The organism is Algoriphagus sp. AGSA1, assembly GCF_021390545.1.
Classification (GTDB): Bacteria; Bacteroidota; Bacteroidia; order Cytophagales; family Cyclobacteriaceae; genus Algoriphagus.
Genome location: NZ_JAJUWR010000004.1, coordinates 222097 through 245701 on the forward strand (window position 1 = coordinate 222097; position 23605 = coordinate 245701).

A 23605-nucleotide genomic window follows, 5' to 3' on the forward strand; every position below is an offset into this window, starting at 1 on the left:
CATAAACCCGATGATAGAGGACGAAGGCGGGTTTAATGCCTTCGAAAAAAAAACCAGATCAATTCAGTCGCGTCAATAGCTGTGGAAGGTGGATCTGCCCCAGGTCTTGCAATTTTTCCACCGGGCCAGGAATGGCCTCCATCCTCGGTTGTGTAAAGCTCCATGGCTAATCCGGAAGATTTTTCCCAGAAAGTATAGGTGAAATCTCCCAAGTTGCGTTTTTCTGTGTACTCGGAAATACCATGAATTGAACTCCAAACACCCATCGTGGAATCAATGGATGCAAAATGATATCCACCTAAACCAAGCCCCCCATAAAATGGCACGATTTTGTCCAATACAGAATGAATATGAAGAATAGGTAGCGGTTTTGAAGGCTCACAATTTCTTGCCATCAAGGTTCCGCTAACAGGGGCAACCGCTGAAATTTTTTCAGGTATTTCACATGCTAATCGATAGGCGAGCATTGCTCCATTGGACATTCCGGTTACATATATTTTCTCGGGATCACCATGAAACTGTCCAATCATTTCGTCAATTAACACGGAAACAAACCCTACATCATCCACTTGATTTCCCAATGCATAATCACAGCATTTACCGGCATTCCAGGTTCTAATACCCAATGGCCCCGGTCTTGGAACACCTTCAGGATAGACGATGATATATTCAGATTCGGCCGCTTTGGCAGTAAGTCCATAATCCCGTTCAGCTTGTCCAGCATTTCCTCCGGTACCGTGAAGGGCTACTACTACCGGAAATTTTTGACTTCCAGCTTTTTGATAGAAATTTGGTGGAAGGTTAATGAGGTAGGATCTTTGTATTCCGTCAAAATTCAAGTCCCGGTAAAATCTGAATTCATCGGGTGCTTCTTCTTGGACACAAGAAACCAGAATGATCAGAATCAAGCCTAAAACTTTGAGAAATGGCCAGTTCATAGATACTTTCATTTTTTGGATTTTTGGTTCTGAGAAAAGTGTCCCAATTCCGGATGCAGTACTTAGCATCTCAACCAGACAGTTTTCCTCTTAAAATGATTTTTAATTGAGGCAAACTTCGAGGTGTTGGAAATATTCTTTCTTGAAAAAATATCTGAAGCTGAAAAAAATGAACCTGAGCTTAACCAGGCGCAAGAAATAGCTTCAACTGGGATATGGTCAGTTTGAGATCGAAAATAGACCATTTGGCATAAATGGATCGGAATGAAATCATCCAATACACCCAATTTTGGATACAAAAAAATCAATCCCATGAAAACACATGTAAGCAAAAAATTATTAATCGGTCTGTTTCTGATCTTATTGGCCCATGCTACAGAAAGTAGGGCCCAAACAAAACTGAGTGAAGAGGACAAACAGCAAATGTTTGAGAAATTTGAAACGTATAAGGAGCAGATGAATTTAACTGACAGCCAAAAGAAGGAAACGACTGCTATTCTGGAAGGATATTGGAAAAAGTTGGGTACCCTGTCTCAATCAAACATGGGAAAATTGCAAAAGTACAAGACTTGGAAATCACTTAAAGAGGGTCGGGATCAGGCAATGAAATCGGTATTGGATACCAGACAATTTGCATTGTTTGAGCAATTCCAAAAGGAAATTCAGGAGGAAATAAAGAAAAGGAGAAAGGATACCTATCCTTAATGGAGCAAAATTGCTATCTATTTTCAAACCATTGTCTGAATTCTGTAACTCTGGCTTTGCTGATTAAGATCAGTTCTATGGATTCGGGTTCTACTTGCAGGGAGAGCCTTCCGTTGAAGTAATATTCCGCACTTCGGATTGCCTTTCTATTTACCAAAAACTGCCGGTTAGCCCTGAAAAACGTCCCAGGATCCAATTCATCCTGCAATTCATCGAGTCGGAGATCCAAGGGGTAAGACAGATTTTTAAAAGTCCGGGCATGAACTACCGTATTCTCAATAAAAAAGAATGCCACTTCACCGGATGGTAATGGAATAAGCTTGTCCCTAAAATGCACCAAAAATGTTCTTGGGATTGAATGTTTGGACTTTTGCATCAACTCCTGAATCAAAGTCTCATTCAAGGTAGGTTTTCGAAGCTGTTCGAACTTCCGAATACTGAATGCCAGTTGTTTTTCATTGATGGGCTTGAGAAGATAATCGATACTATTGACCTTAAAGGCTTCTATGGCATATTGATCAAAGGCAGTAGTAAATATAACTGGAAAACCCACTGTCGTTTTGGTGAATATTTCAAAAGAAAGGCCATCTTCTAATTGTATATCGAAGAATCCCAGATCAGGATCATTTCCCTTTCCCCGAAGCCATTCCACGGCCTCTTCCACACTTGGAAGTATAGCAAGCAGGCGAAAATCAGGAACCACATTGGAGAGCAAGGACTTTAGGTTAGCTGCTGCTCCCGGCTCATCTTCTACCAAAAGTATATTCAGAGGCTTCATCTGTTAATTCTTTCATTTATTATCAAGTCGGATTTTTATACTTAACCAACCCTATGGATACTTTATTTTTTAAAATCCATTGCTCTCGGACTATAGGTCGGTAAAATTTTCCATTTTTATTATCCCTCATATCAACAGAATGCTTACACAAAACGAATTTTTCTCAATGGTTATCCTAACACTATCATAACCCAGCAGTTTATAGCGTTTTTTTAGGTTAGCCAGCCCAATTCCATACCCCCCTCCTATTTTCTCCTTTTTTTGAAGAACATTTGAAACAATGATTTCATTTTTATTTTGAAAAACCCTGATTTTCAATGGTTTTTTTACAGAAATCACATTGTGCTTCAGGGCATTTTCCACTAATAACTGAATTGCGAATTGGGGGAGTTTCTTGCAAAGATCACTTGGTTGGACATCCACTTCCACAGAAAGACCGGATCCGAATCTAATTTGCATCACATACAAATAAGCCTTTAAAAATTCCAACTCCTCATTGAGTTCAACCAATACAGAATTTCTGTTTTCCAGGGTATATCTAAAACAGTCTGACAGCATTCCCACAAACCGGATTGCCTCTCCAGAGTCATTTCTGATCAATCCCGAGAGTGAATTTAATGTATTAAATAGGAAATGGGGATCAAGCTGGCTCTTTAAAACCGCAAGTTCTGTATGGGTTTTTTCATGAGCCAATTCATCCAGTTTCCGTTGGTCTAGCTTAGCCCGTTCCGATGCCTCATAAGCATATACCACCAAGAGACAAACGATCAGGATACCCAAATGGCGAAAAAGAAAAACCAAAAAGAATGCTCTGGAATATTCCAGATCAAATATAATTCGAAGAATACCCGAAAGTAGAATGGAAAGTAAGACGATCAACAGAAAATTCAATAATCCCAATTTAGCCCTCCTGTAGATACCGGGCGGAATAAGATGTTTTTTCCAGAAAAAATTAAACTGAAATAATACAAATGAGCCTACAAAAGTCGAAAAAAACAGATACCCCATTCTAGGATTTACCTGGGCTCGCGGAAAAGTCCGATTAAGTATTTCCGCCATTTCAAAAAGTGATACCCATGGCAATAAAAAAAATACTGACAGGGCCAAGGAAATACTGAGGGAAATTTTCGTTTTGGGATCCATCTTTGAAATATCAAAGAAATTAATTTTCAAGCAATTCAAGCTAAAATTCAGACCCAAAATCTCCAGCTTCACTGGAAAAATAAGAAGGTTCAAGAATCAGATCAATGAATTAAATAAATAGGTATAATAAAGTTCTCCAAAGCCCTGGTAAACTTCGGATACCGGAAACGGCTTGCTTATAAGCACTTTTTAAAAGTAAACTTATAGTCTAAACTATTTGATCAATGTCGCAATTTTACAATTTACATATGCTTTGCTAAGGGACAGAGCCATTGAACCTCTCGATTTATACGCTCTTATTATTTATGCAGTCGGATATTGTTCGTAATGTTATGCTTATTTGTATCCCAGTTTTCCAATTAGGTGTGCATTTTAAGTTCAAATCATTCGCAGCAGCCTTTTTTACAGTTCATTTTCCATTATTGGCGCCTAGATTGGTATGCCAAATTATAGTCTTCGCTGTTCATCCCCTGAACCGGATCTGCTCCCAAGCTTCCGGACTGATCTACTTCCCAATGGAACCGAAAGATTGAACCGGAACACAGTTCCCTCTGCATCAAAAAGCCAATCATAAACCAAATCATTGGTAGGAAAATCAGCGGTCATTGGCCACTGGCTGCCTGTGTTTAATACATCATTCACATTAAATGAAATACCAATTCCTGATGAAAAGGTTTTCCTGATTCCCAAATCCAGCATAAACCGTTCTTTCATATACATTATTCCCGATCGATAGTCCGAAAAGTATGCGGCATTCAGTTCAGCATCAAACCAGTCGGAAACATGGAAAATCTGAGTGGTGGAAACTTCAAAATTTGCCGAAGCGTATTTAACCGGAAGCGAGTTTACAATGGGGTACTGGGTTTGTATAGTTCCACGGATATCATACTGACTTGTCCAGCCTGTGGTGATTTCCACTGGATAGGATATCAAAAGTGTCCCGCTTTGGCTTTCAATTCCTTGCAGTGGCCTTACTACCAAGAGTTTGTTTTCAAAATCCATGTCAGGTTGACCATCAAATACCGGTTGGGATTCTTTTGTCAGCTGAAGGGTGGTGCTCAGCTTTGAACCCTGATATGCCAGCTGAATTTGATGGGTTAATGATGGTACCAATTCAGGGTTTCCGGTAAATAGAGTATGTTCATCAAAGAAATAAAAATAAGGTGCCAGCATGGAGAAACTTGGGCGCTGGATCCGGTTTACAAATGAGAGTGAAAGCTCGTTGTTTTCATCAAAAGAAAAACTCCCGTGCAGGTTTGGAAACAAATTATTCATTTTCCGATCATTTACTTTTCCCTGATCAGACGATTCGAGAATGAGTTCATAGTTTTCATATCTCAGCCCGGCAATCATCCTGAATTTATCCGTGATCTGCCAATTGGAAGACAGGTAAACCGCATACAAAGATTCATCCAACTGATAAGAATCAGTAAATCCAGGAATATCTACCCAAACACCTTCCGGGTTTTTTCCGGCCACCCTGACCTGATTGTTAAAGGTTGAATGCGTCCCTTTCAAACCAAGATCAAAACTTAAATTCTCAGCATAATCATTGTGCACATCGATTTTCCCTACCTGGATATCCAGCGGTGTCTTAGCTCTGGATAAAAAACTTGAATTTTGCTCGTCATCTTGGTTCACAGTTTCTTTAACTTGGTATACAGTTGGGTTATCCCTTTCAAACCTGATATAATCATAGTCTATTTCAACCCTGGTTTTGTCCGAAAAAGAATGGGAAAGATTAAGGTTCAGAATGGCCTGGGAAAGCAGGTTTTCCTCATAACTGTCAGTTTGGGATGAAGTGATTTCTTCTTCCTCTCTTGATTTCGTTAGAGCAGTAGCATCCATTTTCCAATTGGATTGCAATAAGGACAGCCCTATTCCTACTCCCGTTTGCGGGGAAATTTTCCACTCCAACCCCGACTCGGCGGTATACATAGCAGTCGCGGGCTTTCGCTCCACATCCAATCTTGAAATAATGGGACTATTCCCAAAATTCAGCTCGGATTCTATTTCAACCAATTCAAGGTCTCTGGCTAATGAGTAAGCTCCATTGAAATAATAAGTCAGTTTTTTCCCTGTTCCATTCAGTGAAAGATTTATTCCGTATTTCGGGCGTTTTCCGTATGCAAAATTACCTGAGAACTGTCCGCCTATTTTTCCTTCACCCCGAAGGGTGTTGATATTGATAATCCCTGCCCCACCCTGTGCATCATAACTTGCCGGAGGGGCTGTGATCAGTTCAATGGATTCAACGAGATCCGTATTCAGGTTTTCCAAATACCTGATCAGATCAGCAGATTCCATTCTGAGCTGCTTGTTATCCACCATGACAATTACGCCTTCCTTACCCATCATACTGATCTGGTTGATCCCCCGGTTTACCCTAACTGCCGGTGATCTACCCAAAACACCAAGAACAGAGCTACCTAGGTTAGTTACCCTATCCTGTACGTGAATGACAGTCCGATCTATCCGTTGTTCGAAAAGCGGACGGTAGGAATTTACCGTAACCTCATCTAGTTCTGTGGAAGAAAGCGTCAATAGTATATTTTCAAAATCCTTGTTGCCTGAGAAAAAAAAAGGAGCACTCCGAAAATCCGTAAATCCTATGGCCTGAATCTGAATTAGATAAGATCTATCAGAACTGGAATACGGAATTTCAAATTTCCCCAAAGAATCAGTCACCGTTCCCTGAATGAACAATGAATCCTGAAACAACAAGACATGGGCATATTCAAGCGGAATATTTTGCGGATCAACAACTTTACCTGTAATTGAATTTTGTGCAGATACCCAGAAATTCAGCATCAAACAGCTAAATAAGGAACAAAGGAATACGGATTGTCGAAGCATGCGTTTTTACCATTAATTTTCGACGCATGTTATACAGAAAACACACTGCCCACCGGAAAACAGGACTGATTGGAGTAGAATGGGGACAAAAACAGCCTTCGGATTAACAGATTGGCTTTGTATGGACAAATCGTTCTTTTATACTATCAGAGTACTGTTTGGTATTTATTTTACTGCTTTTGTCAGATAAGCAGCTAAATTTCATCAAAAAAGTATGATTGAATTGGACAAAAACTACAATAAATGGACCCTGGAGCGTATCGCCAGACATGTAGTTTATTGGGGTTTCTGGCTGACTTTTTACGGCATAGTAAACGGTTCATTTTACGAGGGCAACTACGCTGACTGGTTTTTTTATGAGATACTTTTCATGACGGTTAAGATCCCATACAGTTATTTTTTGGCATACAAGCTTTTTCCCCGATATCTTCCTCGTTCCCAATACATCAAATTAGCCCTGCTCGTGGCTTTTTATGCCTTTGTTGGAATGGTTATTCTATATTTTCTGGATCAGCTTTTTCCCATGGAAAAGTCAGGGAAGACTCAGGAGTTTCTTTCATCAAGAACCCTTTACATGTTTATTGATCTGATTTATATAGCATCACCCGTAGTGGCAATTAAGTTGATACAACAGAATATTTTTCAGACTCGTGCAAATGAACGGCTAAAATCAGAAAAAGTACAGGCAGAACTTCAAAATCTAAAAAATCAACTTCAACCTCACTTTTTATTCAATACGCTTAACAATATTTATTCTATGGTAATATCGGGGGATCGATCAGCCCCGGGATCTATTTTGAAACTTTCAGAAATACTCAGCTATATCCTTTATGAATGCAACGTTGAAAAAGTCCTGTTAAGCAAAGAAGTCAGTTTGATAAAAAACTACATTGATTTGGAAAAAGTACGGTATGGTGAACGTTTAGATTTGTATTTTGATATCCAGGGAAGTGTAGGGGGAGTATGTATGCCCCCACTTTTGCTGATGCCTTTTGTGGAAAATGCATTTAAGCATGGCCCTTCGAAAGACATAAGTAATTCATGGGTCAGGATCTATCTATTTGCAAATGAAGAAGAATTGGTATTTATGGTTGAAAATAAGATTACACCAGATGAAACCCATAATTCTCCGGTTAAAAGCGGAATAGGCCTACAGAACGTTAGGAAAAGACTTTCTTTGCTTTACCCGGATAGCCACGAATTAATTATCAAGATAAAGGATAGTTTTTTGGTCAGGCTAAAAATTGTTCTCTAAATCAAAAAACCGAATCAAAACCAAAACTTGAAAATTATCAACCGCTGCAGAATATCACTTCCAATAAAACTCGAAAGCTAAACAGATAAAGATAAAATAGACATTGCCATGACAGTATCCATTCGAGGGATATCAGACATTATGTACCTATCTACAGAAATCCAATGTATTGATCCTGTCCAATTAAAATTTGTTCGAGACAATTATACCACAAATATTAACCAGATAGTAAGTCAATGAAATGCATGATAATTGAGGATGAGATTCCAGCAGTAAAAATTCTTCAGAATCATATTTCCCATTTCCCGGATCTTGAAATCACCCATATCTTCCATAATGCTGTAGAGGGAATGGTGCAGTTACAGCGCTCACCGGTTGATGTTTTGTTTTTGGATATTCAATTGCCCAAAATGTCCGGAATAGAATTGCTTCATACACTGGAATCAAGACCGTCCATTATTCTTACCACTGCATTTCGGGAATATGCACTGGAAGGATATGAACTGGAAATTACTGATTACCTTCTCAAACCAATTTCTTTTGAGCGGTTTGTCCGCGCAGTACGCAGAATATATGGAAGCCGAAAACATCCTTTCCAATCCCCTTTAAATGTGCCTATAGAAACCGAATATGCTGAACCATTTATCTATATCAAACATGATAGGGAATTCATTAAAGTCAATCTGAAAGAAATCCTTTATGTGGAAAGTGTGAAGAACCATATCAAATTGGTCACCCCTTCAAAGGCGTTGTTTACCTTGATTGGTATCGGAGAAATGGAGCAAAAATTACCCAGTCACTTCATTCGGACTCATCGTTCTTATATTGTCAATACCCGTCAGATTGAACGATTTAGTCAAACTAATGTAACCATCGGAGGGAAAATTTTCCCTCTGGGGAACCTATATAAGCAGGCTTTTTTTCAATGGGTGAACAAAAACACGGTCTAACTCTGATTCTTAGGCAACAATCTTTTATAACGGTATGACAAAACAGAAGTAGCAAAAGTATTTTCGAAATATCTTCATACTGTATCCAATCAAAATAACTGTCGGAAACAAACTGAATATCATGGAAAAAAGCAAGTTAATGGAAATGCATAATGTGGGTATTGTAGTGGAATCACTTGACAGTGCCATTGAATTTTTCACAGAAATCGGGTTGACGCTTGAAGGACGGATGATGGTAGATGGTGAATGGGCCGGACGTGTTACCGGACTTGGCAATCAGTCTTGTGAGATTGCCATGATGGTTACACCGGACGGAAACTCAAGACTGGAGCTGTCACGATTTCTTGTACCTCAAACAATTGAAGACCACAGGAAAACTCCGGTAAACTCACTTGGCTATCTCAGGATAATGTTCAGGGTTGACAACCTTGACGAACTGTTGATCAGACTTAAAAAACACGGTGCTACAGTCGTGGGAGAAGTGGTTCAGTTCGGAGATATGTATCGGCTTTGCTACATCCGCGGGACAGAGGGATTGCTAATCGGATTAGCGGAACAACTCGGCCGTGGGACAGCAACTGATATTTTGGAAAAGAAAAGCAAAGATTGAAATCTGAGGAGTTGCCTAAACGCCTGGGATATTTAACGTTTACGAGGATAAATAATAAAACAGTCAGCATCAGTGTGGCTTGTCAGAATCACCCAACAATGGGATGATAAAAACGCATGCGAAAATGGCTATCTGTCCATTAAACTCAACCAATAATCCAATGAAACTTCACCTGTTTTCCATTTTCTTTTTCTTGTTTTGCAATTGGACAGAAGCCCAGACTGATTCCGCTACTTCTGCGGATTATAAAAAGTATTTCAAGGAGGTTCAAAAAACCGCCAATAACAGCAAAACGCTCTGGAAAAGAAGTCTGTATGGCCCCGTTCTTCTGATCGAACCGGAAACCCGGAAACTGTATGCCAATGAAGCAGATGGAGAAGGACGTCTCACGCTGACGGATGGAGTCTACACAGGAATATTCCCGGAAAGCCTCAACATAGCAAATACCTCGATTGACTGGGCCGGTAAGCGTTGGGCAATGGTCATGTTGCCATTAGCAGAAAATAAACAGGAAAGAATAAACCTGTTGTCACATGAGCTTTTCCATAGTGTTCAATCTGAATTGGGATTTCCGCTTACCCATTCAGAAAACAATCACCTTGACACAAAAGACGGAAGAATATATCTGCGTCTTGAACTGGAGGCATTAAAGCATGCTGTCCTGGAACCGAAACATCAAATTGCCCTTTCCCATGTCCGGAACGCATTGCTTTTCAGGGCTTACAGACAATCGCTATTTGAAGGTTCCAAAGCCGACGAAAATTCTCTTGAACTTAATGAAGGAATTGCAGAGTATTCCGGCTTGATCCATAGCGACAGAAATAAAGCTGAGACTAGGCGGCATCTCGTCGGACAACTTAGCCGGTTTGGGAAAAGCCCAACATTCGTTAGGTCGTTTGCCTATCAGACCATTCCAATTTATGGTGTATTTCTGAGAACACTAGACAAAAATTGGAATCTCAACATTTCAGGGCAAACAGATCTTTCTGAATATCTTATAACTGCATTTGATCTGAAGATTCCCAATGACCTAAACGAGCAAATTGCGAAGCTGGAAAAAACTTACAATGGAGACCTCATTTTCAAAGAGGAAACGGAACGTGAACTTGCCCAGCTCGAAAAGATTGCTACCTATAAGCAGCTCCTTGCAGATCAACCTCATGTAGAAATCCCCCTGGAAAAAATGTCCATATCTTTCGACCCAAGAAATATTTTTCCTCTGGAGGATATGGGTACTGTTTACCCCGACATTCGCATTACTGATAGTTGGGGGATCTTAATCGTGGAAAATGGAGGATTGTTAATGAATCATTCCTGGAACAGAATCTCCATCAGTTGTCCTTTTCAGAGTTACGGACGGGGATATTCCGGAAATGGCTGGACTTTGCTATTGGAGGAGGGATATCAATTGATCAAAAATAAACAGACAGGGAATTTCGAACTGATGAAAATTAAAAATTAGTGGATTATATTCCAAATAATCCCGACCCAGTCCTCATACACCTTTTGAATAGCTCTGCCTTATAAACGCATTTGTCGCAGTTTTACAATTTTAAAACTAGCTCAGCACGGATATTTGTCAATAATGATAACATTATGAAATACTTTGTCCTGGGGTTGCTGCTTCTGAATTTTAACCTTACTAGCAGAGCCCAAAAAAACAGCTACTTTACTGAAATTTATACCGAAATTGGAAAAAAGGATTTTTTCAAAGCAGCAGAACTTTTGGAACTTGACAGGTCACCGCTCAGCAATACAGAAAAGAATATCCTGTCTGCCATTCTCAAAAACGCATTTAACCAAACCAACCAGTCAAAAACTGCCATTGCCAATTTATTGGACCAATCCGGTATAAACCTACCGGATTCAATCAGACTGAAGCTACTTGAAGTCCGGCACGACAATGCCTATAAATCCTATGACTATGCTAAAGCAAAAGAGGCCGTCTCCCGTATTCTGCAGGAATTTGCACATTTGCTTCATGCTGATCAGGTTGATGGCTATAAAAACTCCCTGAAAATATGGTCAATCCTGGAACATCAACCTCCCCAGAAAACTGAGTTTTTAGGGTCTGTTCAACAGCAAATGATCCGGGATTTGGCAGGGCTGAACAATCTCTTATTGACCACGAAAAGGGATTCCATTCCGATGATTTTTGACACCGGTGCAAATCTCTCCACAATCACCCGGTCAGCGGCAAAGCGTCTCCAAATGAAAGTGCTTCCGGACTCCATTCAGGTGGGAACCATTACCGGAACTATGGTTTATGCAAATCTTGGCATTTGTGAAAAACTGGCATTGGAATCTGCTGTTTTCAGCAATGTTGTTTTTTTGGTGCTGGCGGATGAACACCTAGCCTTCCCCCAAATCGATTACCAGATTCATGGTATCCTTGGATTTCCGGTGATGGAATCCTTAAGACGCATTCGAATAGATCAAAACGGGCATTTCGAAGCAGGATTTTCCGGCTCTACAATCCAAAAGACCGTGAAAGCTAACATGGCTATGGATGGCTTGAGTCTGCTGGTACAATTGGAAGGAAAGCACTTTTATTTGGATACCGGAGCGGATGAAAGCATGCTTTATCCGCGGTATTACAGTCAAAACAAAGAAGAAATTGAATCCAAGTACGAATTGGAAGAGATTCAGTTTGGTGGTGCCGGAGGGCATGGGAAATTCCCTGGATATCAGATTGATTTCAGAATCAAGGTAAATGACACTGAATTATCATTTCCCAACACCCCCCTGTTGACAGAAAGCAGAAATGAGAAGTGGAAACATGTCTATGGAAATATCGGTCAGGATTTAATTGACCGATTCGGATCAATGACTCTCGATTTTGAGAATATGCAGCTACTATTTACACCCCCCCTAAATCCCTAAAGTCAAAACCTCCTAGCTATGTCAGCTACAACTACCGACCATTTCCAATTTCCAAGTCAAGAACAAATCCAGCTCCTACGAACCAAATTATCCATAGAATCCAAAAATGGAATGGATTTTACAGTTAGCGCAAGCTTGGTCTGGGCTTTACTAGGTATCGTTTGGTACACCTCCCCCAAATCTGATTTTATCAATTCCGTCCTGTCATTTTACATCGGTTTCTGTACTTTGCCTTTGGCGTTTGGATTATCAAAAATCTTTAAAACCAACTGGAAACTCGAGGGCAATCCACTTAAACCACTGGGACTTTGGTTCAACTTTGCCCAATTGTTTTATTTCCCCCTACTATTTGTCTTCCTGAAACATATGCCTGAATATTTCATCATGGCATATGCCATCATTACGGGTGCTCATTTATTCCCATTTAGCTGGCTTTACAAAAATCCATACTATGGCGTTTTTGGAGGTATAATTTCATTAGGCTCTTTTATTATCGCATGGTCCTTTTTTGAGAAGCAGACCTTCCTCGTCCCTTTTTTCACTTCCATGATGTTATTTAGTTTATCGGTCTGGCTAACAATCGATGTGCGTAAGAAAAAGCGCAACTAAAAATTTTCGCCAATGATCAGGTACTCCAAATATTTAAGCCCAATTGGGGATATAATTATCTGTTCTACAGAAGCTGGAATCTGCGCTTTAGAGTTTTTTGATGTTGACTACCTTGAATCAAAACTAACAGGTTATAGAAAGCATTTTAAGCAGCCATTAATTCATGGTTCCAATTCTCATATTGAAGTGGCAAAAAATGAACTACAGGAATATTTTTTTAAAAGCCGAAATACTTTCAACACTAGTCTGGATCCTATTGGTACAGCGTTTCAAAAAAAAGTATGGAGATCCTTACAGATAATACCATATGGTAAAACTATTTCTTACTCAAAACAAGCTTTAATGCTTGGGATTCCAGGTGCTTTTCGTGCGGTAGCATCTGCCAATGCCAGGAACAAAATAGCGATTATGCTCCCCTGTCACAGAGTAATCGGGTCAAACGGAAAATTGACTGGGTATGCAGGAGGAATCTGGAGAAAGGAGAGATTACTTGAAATCGAAGGGGTTTTACCAGAAAGACTTTTTTAAACTTCCCTTACAAAAGTTCTAGTTAATACCAGAAGGATTTTCTAACGACGAATTATAAGTTACAACTTCACTTACTAAAATAACCGGGCTAATGTTGGTATAATTGGCGAAATCCGCCCGTATGGAATCTCGATTCGGTCCTATTGCTGCTTGGTAGTCTTCAAGACTTTTAACGTAAAAGGTTCCAATGGCCACAAATGGCATGGGTGTATTGGGAATCCCGCTTGCAATCCCCTTTTCTATGGTATAATTAACCAGATTTGAGCCCAAAAATCCGGCAACCATGGGCATGTGTTTGGATTCGTAGTACTCCATATCAAATTGTTTTCCTTCTTCGTAGGGGTACATGATCGAAATCTTTATCAGTCCCTTTTCAGCAGAGTGTGAAACTCCCAGTTGTGGGGTTTCTGTCGTTTGTAGTACTGCCTCTTCAAGCATAAACAGGGATACAACTAGAAAAACCGCCAGTTTTAAATTCAACGATACCATGGTTTGAATACTTATTACATTCGTGAATTAAGAGATTCGAAATTATTATTTATAAATTTAACCCACATAAGTTTGTTGATATATCACCAGCAAAATAAATTATTTCTTTCAATTTTTGGAAAAAATCTATTTTTTAATTCAAAAAAAATATTTTAAATGTCGTATTTATACAATTTCAGACACTTAAAAAACCCTATATTTGCAACTTTTTTTTTAACTTTAAAAAGAAATAAAACTCAAATAATTTCTATATAACGCTGTAGCATAAAAACAACATAATACGTTTAGTTGAAAAAATATTACAAACACTAAAAAACCCATTACTATGAAAAACAAAACAAACATTAGCGACAAGCTATGGTCCAATTTTATGCTGATTGGACTTCTGATGATTGCCTTAGCATGCAATGAAGATGAAACATTTCCGGAAGCCCAGGTTTATGAAGTAGCCGGTGATAACTTCAAATTCTTTTCAAATCCCGGTAAATACCAGGAAATTAACAACCGAAGAGCCACTTCTGAATATTGTACATTTGACTGGAGTATAGAGAAAATCAACAGAAGTGGAAACACACTGAAGGTCGAGGTGGATGTTCCCGAAAACTGTGAAATTGACTATGAATTGATTTGGAACGGCTCTCTATTCTTTGTTGATCCTCCGGTGGCCAACGTTTTTCTAAACTTGACGTCCACAGGATGCCAAAACTCTGAATCCAGAAAAACCGAGTTACTGACATTGGATCTGAAGCAGGCTTTTAAAAATTTGTCTGATGAGCAACTCAGGACAATCAACTTTAATATTCAAGAGGTTTGTGCAATTGTGGACTTACCCTGCAACGGAGACTGCGATGTAACAAGTTAATTCCTTGTACCGGCTCCTTGGTTCACTGTCTTTCAATAAACCAACAGTCCTCCATTTGAATCCGTCTCAATCCAGGATTTACCGGGTTAAAATCCGGTAAATCCATTTTTTACATTATTAAGGGTAAAATTTTAATAGAAACTTTGGCTTAATTAACTTTTGACAAGTTCAGAGGAAAAACAGGGGCAAACAAATCTACTTAAGTCCATTCTATAAATACTTTGGCTGGCGATTGGTCAATGGATAATGTCAGAATAAGATCTTGATTCCACATCATCTATATCAATAAAAAAATTGCTCTGATACGATTTCCCCATGCTTTAGCTCATAAAACATGATCCCATTAACCTACAATCTTCCAAAATCTTGAGCTGTAATACCCATATCCCGGCCTACGGCAATGTAATTTCCACCAATCACCGGCACAGAAGTTCTCGCACTATGAAACTCATCCACCTTGGCGACAAAATCTTTGCCTTATTCTACGAACAGCTGCTTTACATTCCGCAAAACCGATGTAGGGAGAGTTGGATGGGTCAATTTATTCAATGTTCTAAATCAGTAGCTGCTTTGTCAGTGCCATCCATATACATAGGAAAAGATTGGTGTTGATGTGTAATTTTCCATTCGTCATTTATTTTTCGAAGACATAAGGTTTCTCTGAACCAAACATTGGTTTCGCTTCCATCTGTGCGTTTTCCAGTTAAATGTTCAAGGCTATTTATGAAGGCCATATCGTTATTACAGGTTATTTCCAATTCTTTTGACTCTAATCCAATACGATTTTCAAAGGTTGAAAACCAATCTTCCAGGTTATTTAAACCTTCATCACCTGTCCCAAAGCGAATCTTCAAAGGGGGAGCCAGTAAAAACAGCACGCAATTTTCAGCAAATGGCATATTTGCTTTTTCAGCGTCCTTTTCTCGAATTGCTCTGTTCAGATTTTCTTTCAGTTGTCTTATTTTAATTTCTTCTGTCATTTTTATTATGTGATGGTTACTGATTAAAGCAGATGATACCGCTATATCTTATAATGAATTCCTATTTCACCTTCCGAAAATTGTCTTACGCCTAATAGTTTCAGTCGATTGAAATTTTGGATACACTCATTCAGTAGATAATTGTATAAATTCGACATCTGCTGACTTCGGTATTCAGGAGAAGTTCTTGTTGATTTCTGAAAGACGTTCTTTATCATACAATTGTGCTGACCATCTTCAAAAGGCTCTTTTGGAGATAGTCAGTCCAGGAAACCGAACAGCTTCCGTAACACTCCGCCTCAGGGATCAACCCCTTATGAGTAAATACGATTTTTGTCCCCTTATCCTCTTGGAAGAGCTCAAAGCATATCTGGGTGTCAACCCACTCGGTAGTATCTCCGATATAGCTAAGCTCGCTTTCTGTTACGAGCCAGACGATCTTCTTGTCTGGAACCAGTTCTATCAACTTCTGTAGGCTATAATGAGCTCCTCCTGCAGCAGTAAATGAAAATTCATCATTTAGCTTTTCCCACTTACCTTCAAATTTCTCTTCATGCCATCCAGACCACCAGCCAGGGACATTTTTTATCACCTCAAAAACCTTGGTTGGAGGTCGGTCAACCAATAATGTCAGTTTAAAATCTTGATTCTTCATCTCATTCTCAATAAAAAAACTGCTCAGATACGATTTCTCCGTTCTTCACTTCATACAGCATAATCTCATTAATTTGAATTCGTCCAAAACCCTGTCCGGTAATATCCATATCCCGGCCTACGGCAATGTAATTTCCACCAATCACCGGCATAGAAGTTCTCGCCCCATGAAACTCTTCCACCTTGGCGACAAAATCTTTGCCTTTTTTACGAACAGCAGCTTTGCCTTCTGCGAATCCCATGTAGGGCGAGTTGGGTGGATCGATGCTCTTCACGTTACTGGAAAAAAGGTCATCCTGTATATCAAACCATCTTTCCTCAGCAGCAAGCGTTTTGAATCTTTCTAATATTTCCTCATTCGTCACTGGTACCACCTGAATCAGTCCGGCTAAACCCTCTTTAATAAATTTGGTCCATCCCTTCACACAGTCTTCATAGTCCTTTGCATCTGCTGTCATTCCTTTGTGGTTAAACAATAGCACAGTCATATCGCCTTCAACACCAATGGCAAATTGAATACGGGTATTTAGCCAGCTCGCTACATTGCTATCCGTCACTTCCCACACCACACAGCTGCAAGGGATCAGTTCTGCCACTCTATGGGTGATATAGACATCCCCAAAACGGACGGTAAAAGTGTCCCCAGTGCTATTTGCCGCACCCTCGATCTTTGTCCACCAATCATCTACAGCGTTAATGGCCTTATACACCTTGAATGGTGTCTGCTCCACTTGCAGGGTTATTGACAGGTCTTCTTTAGTCATGTTTTCCATTTTTATTGAGATTACTTTTTTTACAAAGCTAGCTGCTAAGGCACACGCTAAGGGCGTGTGAAATAGACTTTACAAAGGGCTGATTTAGACAATTTTGAATCTTCCTATTAAATCTGACTTGTACATGGAGAGGTATATCTTTACATCATTTATCGGTTGTAGGAACGCAACGTTGAAATGAACCCAATAGCAAAAAAATCAAAATTGCCTTTTCAATCACTTGAAGCATCCTTATGAAAATATATTATCCTTAAATTTTATTAGCTGATCAGATTTTTATGACATGAAAATAGCAACCTGGCTTGGTTTATAATTGTAAAAATTCGACATTGAAAAATCCATCATGTTTTATCTTATTTGAAGTGAACTAGCTTCCCTCCGTAATAAAGCATCATACAGGTTTCCGTAATTTATCCGGAGACCTGTAAAAAAACTCAATGATTTCATGCTATTTGTTTACCACGTCTTCCCGAACCTCCGGCTTGCCCTTTCCTGTAGTGATAAAATCACGGAGACTCCCGGTCAAATACCCATTCCATGCGCTGGAGCAATCTGTATAGCACGCTATATCAGGAGTTAATCCTTCGTGGGCAAATTGAACCTTGGTCTGGTTGCCAACCCTGGAAATATCAAATATGACCCTGGTATTAGTCCATTCATCCTGTTGTTCAATAAAAGTGAGCTTACTATCCGTCACCTGCCAGACAACCCTTTTATTAGGGATCACTTCTACCAGCTTCTGTTTTGAATAGTGTACATCCCAAAACTGAACCTCAAATTCGTCATTCAACTTTCGGGTTCCTCCGGTGAAGTTTTCCGTCAACCATCCACCGATGTTGGTAACGGCATCAAAAACCTCCTCCGGTGATTGTTCTACCAAAAAAGAAACAGTGAAGTGCTGGTCGCTTGATTCCGAAATTGGCTCCAACTTCCACATTTCAACCAACTCTTGATTAAATCCTCCTTCCTTTGGATTGGGCTCTCCTTTACCTTTGGTTATAAGGTTTTTTAAACTACCATCAATATAGTTGGTCCAGCCTTCACTGCATACCTCAAAGCACTCATATGCTGGAACTAAACCCTGGTGGGTAAAGTGGAGTTTTGTTTGGCTCCCTTCTTTAGAGATTTCGAAAATGATTTTAGTATCTGTCCATTCACGTTTGTCTTTAGTGAAAGAGAAATAATTCTCCACGACATGCCATACCAGCCGTTGATCCGGGACGACCTCAACAAGCCTGATTTTACTATAATGGACATCCTTATAATGATAGATGAATTCATCATTCAACTTGTCAGTACCTCCCTCAATATTCTCTGACCACCACCCTCGTACATTCTTGACGGCATTGAAGACCTCCTTTGGACTTTGATTTACCAAAAATGTGGTGCTGAAATCTGATTCTGCTTGTTCTTTCATATTTTCGTTTTGTTCTTGTTTTGTTAATTCTTCTATTTCTTTTTGGTTCTTCAAGTCCGCTGCCTGGGTTTCCATAGCCATCAGGAGTATGACAGGAACTATTCCTATCATGATCAGCTCTATAAATTTGATGCTCGTTTTCCTTTGCATATTTTTAATGTTCAAATCGTATATCAGCTCAGGAAATACCAGTGAATACCAGTGGATTAAAAGACCATTCCTGCAGTCAGATTAAAGGTGGTTCCGGTAATTCCACTTCCTTCATCAGAAGCATAGAGTAGAGGCGTCTCAATCTTACCACCTATAGATTTGACTTGGTCTGCAATGGCTTTAAGTTTTTCCTGTGTCCGCCCAGCTAACTCCCTCACTGGCAAATGCCATAGCAACTGCACTTCCAATGGCTCCATTGCCATATACTACAGCAACCTTGTTGTTTAATTTTTTCATTGAGTTTGTTTTTGTTTGAATTATGACGTTCACGAAACTATCTGCCAAACAACAAAACAATAGCGTGTAAAATAGACTTTCTGACAGGTTGATTTGGACACGCTCAACGCGTATTTTGCACAAACAATAAAACCATGAAGCACGTCACCATTGTAGTACCGGAGTGCATTGTCAACCTTAATAGCATTGGAGGGGCATTTGAAATTCTAAGCCGTGCCAATGACTATTGGCAGAAGGTCGGAAACATCCCTAAGCTCCAAATCCAAATTGCAGGCTATGCTCAGGAGCAGGCTTTAAAGGAGCAATTTTTCAAGGTTTATCCCGATGATCTCAATCAGATCAGGAAGACAGATCTGGTGATCATACCTTCTATCTTCGATGATTTCAATAAAACCATTCAGAGAAATGAAAAACTTATCAACTGGATAACCAGGCAATACAAAGAAGGGGCTGAGATTGCCAGCATGTGTTCGGGAGCATTCCTGTTGGCTGCCACAGGATTGCTTGATGGAAGAACCTGTTCTATCCACTGGAATTCCACTAAGGAGTTCAAGAAAATGTACCCCGATGTGAAAGTAGCCCAGGATAAGATAATCACCGATGAAAAAGGAGTTTATACGAACGGAGGTGGCTATTCCTTCCTCAACCTGATGCTCTATTTGGTAGAAAAGTATTTTGATCGGGAAGTCGCCATTTTCTGTTCTAAAATCTTTCAGATTGATATAGAGCGTACGTCACAATCACAGTTCTCCATCTTTCATATCCAGAAAACCCATGGCGATGAAATCATAGAACAAGCCCAGTCATACATTGAAGACCACATGACAGAAAAAATTTCCTTTGAAAAACTGGCCAACAGTTTGGCTGTAAGCAGACGAAACTTTGACAGGCGATTCATTAAAGCAACTGGAAACACCCCTGTAGAGTACCTGCAGCGCGTGAAAGTAGAAGCAGCCAAAAAACAACTGGAAAATGGGCGAAAGCCCATCAACGAGATCATGTATGAAGTGGGCTATTCGGACATGAAGGCCTTCAGGGAAGTTTTCAAGAAAAACACAGGCATGTCCCCCCTTGACTATAAGAATAAATACAATAGTCAGGCAGTATATTCATAAATCAACTTCATCATAATTATTCGCTACCATGATTCTTTCTGGTCATGTCGATTATTTACAAGTTCAATCATCTGGAACCAATCATCTTTGTCAAAAAAATAAAATGGCACGTCTTCTTATTTCCCTCCTTATTCTCTCCATCCCTTTAATTGGGATGGCCCAAGACCAAAATGCATGGGTAACCTACATGACTCCATCAGATGTTCACTCCATGCTGTCAAACTATCAAGGTGAGTTTACATTGGAAATACGTATGACAGGCCAGCAAGGATCTACCATTGTAAATGCAACCAATAGGATGATTCTTGGAGGGCGTTTTTTACAAATTGACCAGAAAGGACAGATGATGGGGATGGGATATGAGGCCTTAAGTACAATTGGTTACAATACCATTGATAAAACGATCTCAACGACCACCATTACCAATATGGGAACAGGCACACTCACCGTTCATGGAGAATGGAGCCCAGAAGATAAAACAGCCTCAATGAAAGGAACTTTAACCAACCCGGTAACCGGGGAGGCTATAAATGTTCGACAAAAAATCGCATTTATGGATAAGGACTCGTTTGTGATTGAGAATTTTGATCAGGAAGGAAACCAATCTGAAAAGAAGACCATTGAGTACCTGTTTACACGCAAATAGGATCACCTTGAGTCTACAAATCATTGGTTATGAAAATCGAAATAAGGAAAAAGACAAACCATCAATGTGCATACCTCATCACCCGAAACGATCACTCCACTGAACAGATTACGGTTGAAACCAAAACATATCTCCTACATGATATCTGTCATTTCGCAGTAGAGAAAAAACTGAAGTATGAAAAAGGTTTTTGGGGAATGCAGGCACAAGGATATAGGTTCAATAGGTTATTTGGAAAAGACAATCCACAGAGCAATGAACTAAGGTTTATTGAACTAAGGTCCTGTTACAATCTATCTATTCAGGACATATTGCTGAACACAATTTCAATCAAACCATAGGGCACCTCAATTTTGCTTTACCTGAAGACACCCTGAATGTCTGCTTGACTGAAATCAAAATCGTCATGGGAAAATGGAAACAGTTGCAAACAGATGATCATCTCACACTAAAATGGTATTTTGAGAAACGATCACTACCAATTAATTTTGCGTTATGAGGATGACAGTAATGCTTTAAGTATCTCCCTTTTCACGGCTTAGCTCTTAAGCCACACGCTATACCCTTTACATAGCGTACCTATTATTGTTCATAACTTTTTTAGTAATCACTTAAACCCATTGGTCAACAAGGTTTGTTGCTCAATTCGGTTTTATAACATAAAAATTATGCGAGATACTTTAAGTAGAAACGAAATAGATCAGTTCATTCAGGATGGCTTCATTCGAATTGACAATGCATTTTCATCAAAAACTGTAGAGAAATGTTTAGACATACTGTGGAAAGACCTTCCTTGCGATAGATCAGACCCTGCTTCTTGGGTGGAGCCTGTCATACGGTTGGGAATGTACACACAACAATCTTTCATCGATTCCATAAACACACAGAGGCTACATGCCATCTTTGATCAACTGGTAGGCAAAGACAAATGGATTCCTTGCAGAAGTGTAGGCACATTCCCAGTCAGGTTTCCCACAAGTCAGCAACCGAACGACACAGATAAGCATGTAGATGCCAGTTTCCCGGGAAGTGACCCCGGCAACTTTTTCGAATGGCGGGTCAATGTAAAGTCTAAAGGAAGGGCTTTGTTGATGTTGATTTTATACTCCGATGTGAGCGAAAATGATGCACCGACTGTCATCGACAAGGGATCGCACATCGATGTGGCACGTCTTTTATCGCAAGAAGGAGATATGGGTCTTTCATTTATGGAACTGTTGGGTAAGCTGGACGGATTACCAAAAAGGGAGAAAGCTTACGCCACAGGCAAAGCGGGGACAGTTTATCTGTGTCACCCTTTCCTGGTTCATTCAGGTCAAGCCCACAGGGGAACCACGCCTAAATTTATGGCGCAACCCCCATTAATTTTAAAAGGTGAGCTGTCAATTGAAGGTGCTGATGTCAAATTTAGTCCTGTTGAACAGGCCATTAGCTTAGGACTGGAATAAGCGCGAGAATGTTTCAGAATGAGAAGAGGTGTGAAAACCTCTTTTCATTGTTGCAAACAAACCTTCATCAACACGAAAAACGGTCGATCGTCTTCAAAACAGTATATTATTACAGTCTGTGTACCGGAGAATCATATTTTACAAATAATCTGTAAGAAAAAAAGTGATATGATGTCGCAATCAACCCCGAACAAAGTCGTAATTACAACACTCAAAAAGCTGATTTCAATTCTAGTTTTGCCAATAAAGCTAAAAAATGGAAGTAAGAGAGAAGTCATTCCCAAAAGACATGTCTGTGGTTTTTGTCCAGTCAAAAACCTTTCCTGACGGCATCAAGGAAGCATTTGACACATTAAAGTCCAAAGTAGGCCATATTAAAAGGGTCTCATATTTCGGAATATCCAATCCCGAAGGAGGTAATGGCATAGTTTACCGTGCGGCAGCTACCACCTTGCCTGAGGTTAATGCAGAAGCACTTGGTCTGGGTAGGTTGATTATCAAAGGTGGTGACTACTACTCCATAAAGCTCAATGACATCAGCAAGGATATAGGCTTGATTTCTCAGGCTTTCGAGCTGATCCTTTCCCAGGACGATATTGATCCCAATGGCAGATGTATAGAAGTTTATGATCATTTCGGTTCTGATAGCGTGGAGTGCATAGTCAGAAAAGCAGGCTAAATCTCCATATACAATTATTTAAAATGGGAAAGCTAATTCTTGAAACACAAGTTAGCCTGGACGGATTTATCGCAGATAAAGATGGTGGTACCAGCTGGATGCTGTGGAATTGGGGTCACGAATGGCCCTGGGATACAGCGCTAAAATCCTATCATACCGATCTTCACAAAAGAGCGAATCATATTATTATTAGCAGTCAAATGGCACAAGAAGGCTTCAATGCTCACTGGCAAGATGCCGCTTCGGATCCTAAGGATACCCGATTTGAATTTGCCTCTCATATTGTTAAATCTCAGAAACTGGTCGTTTCAACAACTTTGAACAAAGAAGTCGAAATACCAGGTGGCTGGTCAAACTGTAAGATTATCTACAAAGAACTTGAAGAAACCATCAAAAAGATAAAAACAGATTTCCCTTCCGATATCATTGTTTACGGAGGTGCAACCCTAGCTTCGTCCCTCATAAGCCTAAATTTAATTGATGAGTATCATCTGATCTTAAATCCAGCGGCGATTGGTCAAGGATTAAGGATTTTCAATGATATAGTCCCGCTAAAACTCGTGAATACTATTCCATTCCAATGCGGCATTGCTGTACTACATTATGAAAAATGATTATCAAATGTTAGTTCTTTTAAATAGAAAAATGAACTTTAAAACCTATAAGAAACACTGAATGAAAACCTTGAGCCGCTGACTCAATGCCCAGTACAGGAGACTGTAATCTAAACTCTGTCTAAGACTTTGAATTTTAGTTAAAGTTTATAAGATAGAGCAGTATGAAAGAAGAAGAAACAGCATTCAAGAAGAAAGTATTAAAACAGTTTTTATCAGGAGAGAA

At 39.7% G+C, this 23605-nt stretch carries 25 protein-coding genes and 1 pseudogene; 15 read left to right on the forward strand and 11 right to left on the reverse strand.

Annotated elements, in window-relative coordinates; genetic code table 11:
* Positions 1-32 precede the first annotated feature (32 nt).
* Entirely contained in the window at positions 33-950 is a 918-nt protein-coding gene (locus tag LZF95_RS04160) for a PHB depolymerase family esterase (protein ID WP_233753726.1), read from the reverse strand.
* 300 nt (positions 951-1250) lie between these two features.
* Between LZF95_RS04160 and LZF95_RS04165 the strand changes: the two genes are divergently transcribed.
* Positions 1251-1643: a hypothetical protein gene (locus tag LZF95_RS04165; RefSeq protein ID WP_233753727.1), complete on the forward strand. Its 393-nt coding sequence runs from the start codon at positions 1251-1253 to the stop codon at positions 1641-1643.
* A gap of 13 nt (positions 1644-1656) precedes the next feature.
* Here LZF95_RS04165 and LZF95_RS04170 read toward each other — a convergent pair whose 3' ends face one another.
* The 3 genes from LZF95_RS04170 to LZF95_RS04180 all read right to left on the reverse strand — a co-directional run bounded on the left by LZF95_RS04170 (position 1657) and on the right by LZF95_RS04180 (position 6375).
* On the reverse strand, positions 1657-2421 hold the full coding sequence (locus LZF95_RS04170; RefSeq protein WP_233753728.1) for a LytTR family DNA-binding domain-containing protein: 765 nt from the start codon (positions 2419-2421) through the stop codon (positions 1657-1659).
* Between the two features lie 126 nt (positions 2422-2547).
* The gene (locus LZF95_RS04175; RefSeq protein ID WP_233753729.1) at positions 2548-3480 is read right to left on the reverse strand and encodes a sensor histidine kinase; all 933 of its coding nucleotides are present in this window, start codon (positions 3478-3480) and stop codon (positions 2548-2550) included.
* Between the two features lie 531 nt (positions 3481-4011).
* Positions 4012-6375: a TonB-dependent receptor gene (locus LZF95_RS04180; RefSeq protein WP_233753730.1), complete on the reverse strand. Its 2364-nt coding sequence runs from the start codon at positions 6373-6375 to the stop codon at positions 4012-4014.
* A gap of 259 nt (positions 6376-6634) precedes the next feature.
* Between LZF95_RS04180 and LZF95_RS04185 the strand changes: the two genes are divergently transcribed.
* The 7 genes from LZF95_RS04185 (at position 6635) to LZF95_RS04215 (ending at position 13255) form a co-directional block, all read left to right on the forward strand.
* Positions 6635-7675, forward strand: a complete 1041-nt coding sequence (locus LZF95_RS04185; protein WP_233753731.1) for a sensor histidine kinase — start codon at positions 6635-6637, stop codon at positions 7673-7675.
* A gap of 236 nt (positions 7676-7911) precedes the next feature.
* Positions 7912-8625, forward strand: coding sequence for a LytTR family DNA-binding domain-containing protein (locus tag LZF95_RS04190; RefSeq protein WP_233753732.1), 714 nt, complete (start codon positions 7912-7914; stop codon positions 8623-8625).
* Between the two features lie 121 nt (positions 8626-8746).
* A complete protein-coding gene (locus tag LZF95_RS04195; protein ID WP_233753733.1) occupies positions 8747-9235 on the forward strand; it encodes a VOC family protein in 489 nt (162 codons plus the stop codon).
* A gap of 160 nt (positions 9236-9395) precedes the next feature.
* Positions 9396-10697, forward strand: a complete 1302-nt coding sequence (locus LZF95_RS04200) for a hypothetical protein (protein WP_233753734.1) — start codon at positions 9396-9398, stop codon at positions 10695-10697.
* A 134-nt stretch (positions 10698-10831) separates the two neighbouring features.
* Positions 10832-12118, forward strand: coding sequence for a retropepsin-like aspartic protease (locus tag LZF95_RS04205; protein WP_233753735.1), 1287 nt, complete (start codon positions 10832-10834; stop codon positions 12116-12118).
* Between the two features lie 18 nt (positions 12119-12136).
* The gene (locus LZF95_RS04210) at positions 12137-12727 is read left to right on the forward strand and encodes a hypothetical protein (protein ID WP_233753736.1); all 591 of its coding nucleotides are present in this window, start codon (positions 12137-12139) and stop codon (positions 12725-12727) included.
* Positions 12728-12739: 12 nt separating this feature from the next.
* Positions 12740-13255, forward strand: a complete 516-nt coding sequence (locus LZF95_RS04215; RefSeq protein ID WP_233753737.1) for a methylated-DNA--[protein]-cysteine S-methyltransferase — start codon at positions 12740-12742, stop codon at positions 13253-13255.
* 18 nt (positions 13256-13273) lie between these two features.
* Here the strand turns inward: LZF95_RS04215 and LZF95_RS04220 are convergent, their stop codons facing one another.
* Positions 13274-13735: an EthD family reductase gene (locus tag LZF95_RS04220; protein ID WP_233753738.1), complete on the reverse strand. Its 462-nt coding sequence runs from the start codon at positions 13733-13735 to the stop codon at positions 13274-13276.
* Between the two features lie 334 nt (positions 13736-14069).
* Between LZF95_RS04220 and LZF95_RS04225 the strand changes: the two genes are divergently transcribed.
* Positions 14070-14606 carry a hypothetical protein gene (locus LZF95_RS04225; RefSeq protein WP_233753739.1) on the forward strand — a complete coding sequence of 179 codons (537 nt, stop codon included), beginning with the start codon at positions 14070-14072 and terminating at the stop codon, positions 14604-14606.
* Positions 14607-14888: 282 nt separating this feature from the next.
* Here the strand turns inward: LZF95_RS04225 and LZF95_RS27740 are convergent.
* From LZF95_RS27740 to LZF95_RS04250, 6 genes and pseudogenes are all read right to left on the reverse strand, one after another.
* Positions 14889-15071 (reverse strand): annotated as a pseudogene (locus LZF95_RS27740) (SnoaL-like domain-containing protein); the annotation flags it as partial.
* Positions 15072-15151: 80 nt separating this feature from the next.
* Entirely contained in the window at positions 15152-15586 is a 435-nt protein-coding gene (locus LZF95_RS04230) for a nuclear transport factor 2 family protein (RefSeq protein WP_233753740.1), read from the reverse strand.
* Between the two features lie 214 nt (positions 15587-15800).
* Entirely contained in the window at positions 15801-16241 is a 441-nt protein-coding gene (locus LZF95_RS04235; RefSeq protein ID WP_233753741.1) for an SRPBCC domain-containing protein, read from the reverse strand.
* Between the two features lie 7 nt (positions 16242-16248).
* Positions 16249-17004 (reverse strand): SnoaL-like domain-containing protein, encoded by a 756-nt coding sequence (locus tag LZF95_RS04240; protein ID WP_233753742.1) that lies wholly within the window; start codon positions 17002-17004, stop codon positions 16249-16251.
* Between the two features lie 457 nt (positions 17005-17461).
* Positions 17462-18580, reverse strand: a complete 1119-nt coding sequence (locus tag LZF95_RS04245) for an SRPBCC domain-containing protein (protein WP_233753743.1) — start codon at positions 18578-18580, stop codon at positions 17462-17464.
* 56 nt (positions 18581-18636) lie between these two features.
* Positions 18637-18843: a hypothetical protein gene (locus tag LZF95_RS04250; RefSeq protein ID WP_233753744.1), complete on the reverse strand. Its 207-nt coding sequence runs from the start codon at positions 18841-18843 to the stop codon at positions 18637-18639.
* A gap of 168 nt (positions 18844-19011) precedes the next feature.
* Between LZF95_RS04250 and LZF95_RS04255 the strand changes: the two genes are divergently transcribed.
* From LZF95_RS04255 to LZF95_RS04280, 6 genes are all read left to right on the forward strand, one after another.
* Positions 19012-19992 (forward strand): GlxA family transcriptional regulator, encoded by a 981-nt coding sequence (locus LZF95_RS04255; protein WP_233753745.1) that lies wholly within the window; start codon positions 19012-19014, stop codon positions 19990-19992.
* Between the two features lie 103 nt (positions 19993-20095).
* Positions 20096-20638: a DUF1579 family protein gene (locus LZF95_RS04260; RefSeq protein ID WP_233753746.1), complete on the forward strand. Its 543-nt coding sequence runs from the start codon at positions 20096-20098 to the stop codon at positions 20636-20638.
* 29 nt (positions 20639-20667) lie between these two features.
* Positions 20668-20979 carry a hypothetical protein gene (locus LZF95_RS04265; protein ID WP_233753747.1) on the forward strand — a complete coding sequence of 104 codons (312 nt, stop codon included), beginning with the start codon at positions 20668-20670 and terminating at the stop codon, positions 20977-20979.
* A gap of 327 nt (positions 20980-21306) precedes the next feature.
* Entirely contained in the window at positions 21307-22086 is a 780-nt protein-coding gene (locus LZF95_RS04270; protein WP_233753748.1) for a phytanoyl-CoA dioxygenase, read from the forward strand.
* A gap of 256 nt (positions 22087-22342) precedes the next feature.
* Positions 22343-22765 carry a hypothetical protein gene (locus LZF95_RS04275; protein WP_233753749.1) on the forward strand — a complete coding sequence of 141 codons (423 nt, stop codon included), beginning with the start codon at positions 22343-22345 and terminating at the stop codon, positions 22763-22765.
* 23 nt (positions 22766-22788) lie between these two features.
* Positions 22789-23379, forward strand: a complete 591-nt coding sequence (locus LZF95_RS04280) for a dihydrofolate reductase family protein (RefSeq protein WP_233753750.1) — start codon at positions 22789-22791, stop codon at positions 23377-23379.
* Positions 23380-23605: the final 226 nt, after the last annotated feature.

Coding starts and splice junctions, on each gene's coding strand:
- LZF95_RS04255 (WP_233753745.1), top strand. CDS start 19,012: ATGAAGCACGTCACCATTGTAGTACCGGAGTGCATTGTCAACCTTAAT.
- LZF95_RS04165 (WP_233753727.1), top strand. CDS start 1,251: ATGAAAACACATGTAAGCAAAAAATTATTAATCGGTCTGTTTCTGATC.
- LZF95_RS04195 (WP_233753733.1), top strand. CDS start 8,747: ATGGAAAAAAGCAAGTTAATGGAAATGCATAATGTGGGTATTGTAGTG.
- LZF95_RS04200 (WP_233753734.1), top strand. CDS start 9,396: ATGAAACTTCACCTGTTTTCCATTTTCTTTTTCTTGTTTTGCAATTGG.
- LZF95_RS04225 (WP_233753739.1), top strand. CDS start 14,070: ATGAAAAACAAAACAAACATTAGCGACAAGCTATGGTCCAATTTTATG.
- LZF95_RS04270 (WP_233753748.1), top strand. CDS start 21,307: ATGCGAGATACTTTAAGTAGAAACGAAATAGATCAGTTCATTCAGGAT.
- LZF95_RS04280 (WP_233753750.1), top strand. CDS start 22,789: ATGGGAAAGCTAATTCTTGAAACACAAGTTAGCCTGGACGGATTTATC.
- LZF95_RS04235 (WP_233753741.1), bottom strand. CDS start 16,241: ATGAAGAATCAAGATTTTAAACTGACATTATTGGTTGACCGACCTCCA.
- LZF95_RS04215 (WP_233753737.1), top strand. CDS start 12,740: ATGATCAGGTACTCCAAATATTTAAGCCCAATTGGGGATATAATTATC.
- LZF95_RS04205 (WP_233753735.1), top strand. CDS start 10,832: ATGAAATACTTTGTCCTGGGGTTGCTGCTTCTGAATTTTAACCTTACT.
- LZF95_RS04175 (WP_233753729.1), bottom strand. CDS start 3,480: ATGGCGGAAATACTTAATCGGACTTTTCCGCGAGCCCAGGTAAATCCT.
- LZF95_RS04240 (WP_233753742.1), bottom strand. CDS start 17,004: ATGACTAAAGAAGACCTGTCAATAACCCTGCAAGTGGAGCAGACACCA.
- LZF95_RS04275 (WP_233753749.1), top strand. CDS start 22,343: ATGGAAGTAAGAGAGAAGTCATTCCCAAAAGACATGTCTGTGGTTTTT.
- LZF95_RS04245 (WP_233753743.1), bottom strand. CDS start 18,580: ATGCAAAGGAAAACGAGCATCAAATTTATAGAGCTGATCATGATAGGA.
- LZF95_RS04250 (WP_233753744.1), bottom strand. CDS start 18,843: ATGGCAATGGAGCCATTGGAAGTGCAGTTGCTATGGCATTTGCCAGTG.
- LZF95_RS04160 (WP_233753726.1), bottom strand. CDS start 950: ATGAAAGTATCTATGAACTGGCCATTTCTCAAAGTTTTAGGCTTGATT.
- LZF95_RS04265 (WP_233753747.1), top strand. CDS start 20,668: ATGAAAATCGAAATAAGGAAAAAGACAAACCATCAATGTGCATACCTC.
- LZF95_RS04190 (WP_233753732.1), top strand. CDS start 7,912: ATGAAATGCATGATAATTGAGGATGAGATTCCAGCAGTAAAAATTCTT.
- LZF95_RS04260 (WP_233753746.1), top strand. CDS start 20,096: ATGGCACGTCTTCTTATTTCCCTCCTTATTCTCTCCATCCCTTTAATT.
- LZF95_RS04185 (WP_233753731.1), top strand. CDS start 6,635: ATGATTGAATTGGACAAAAACTACAATAAATGGACCCTGGAGCGTATC.
- LZF95_RS04170 (WP_233753728.1), bottom strand. CDS start 2,421: ATGAAGCCTCTGAATATACTTTTGGTAGAAGATGAGCCGGGAGCAGCA.
- LZF95_RS04180 (WP_233753730.1), bottom strand. CDS start 6,375: ATGCTGAATTTCTGGGTATCTGCACAAAATTCAATTACAGGTAAAGTT.
- LZF95_RS04230 (WP_233753740.1), bottom strand. CDS start 15,586: ATGACAGAAGAAATTAAAATAAGACAACTGAAAGAAAATCTGAACAGA.
- LZF95_RS04210 (WP_233753736.1), top strand. CDS start 12,137: ATGTCAGCTACAACTACCGACCATTTCCAATTTCCAAGTCAAGAACAA.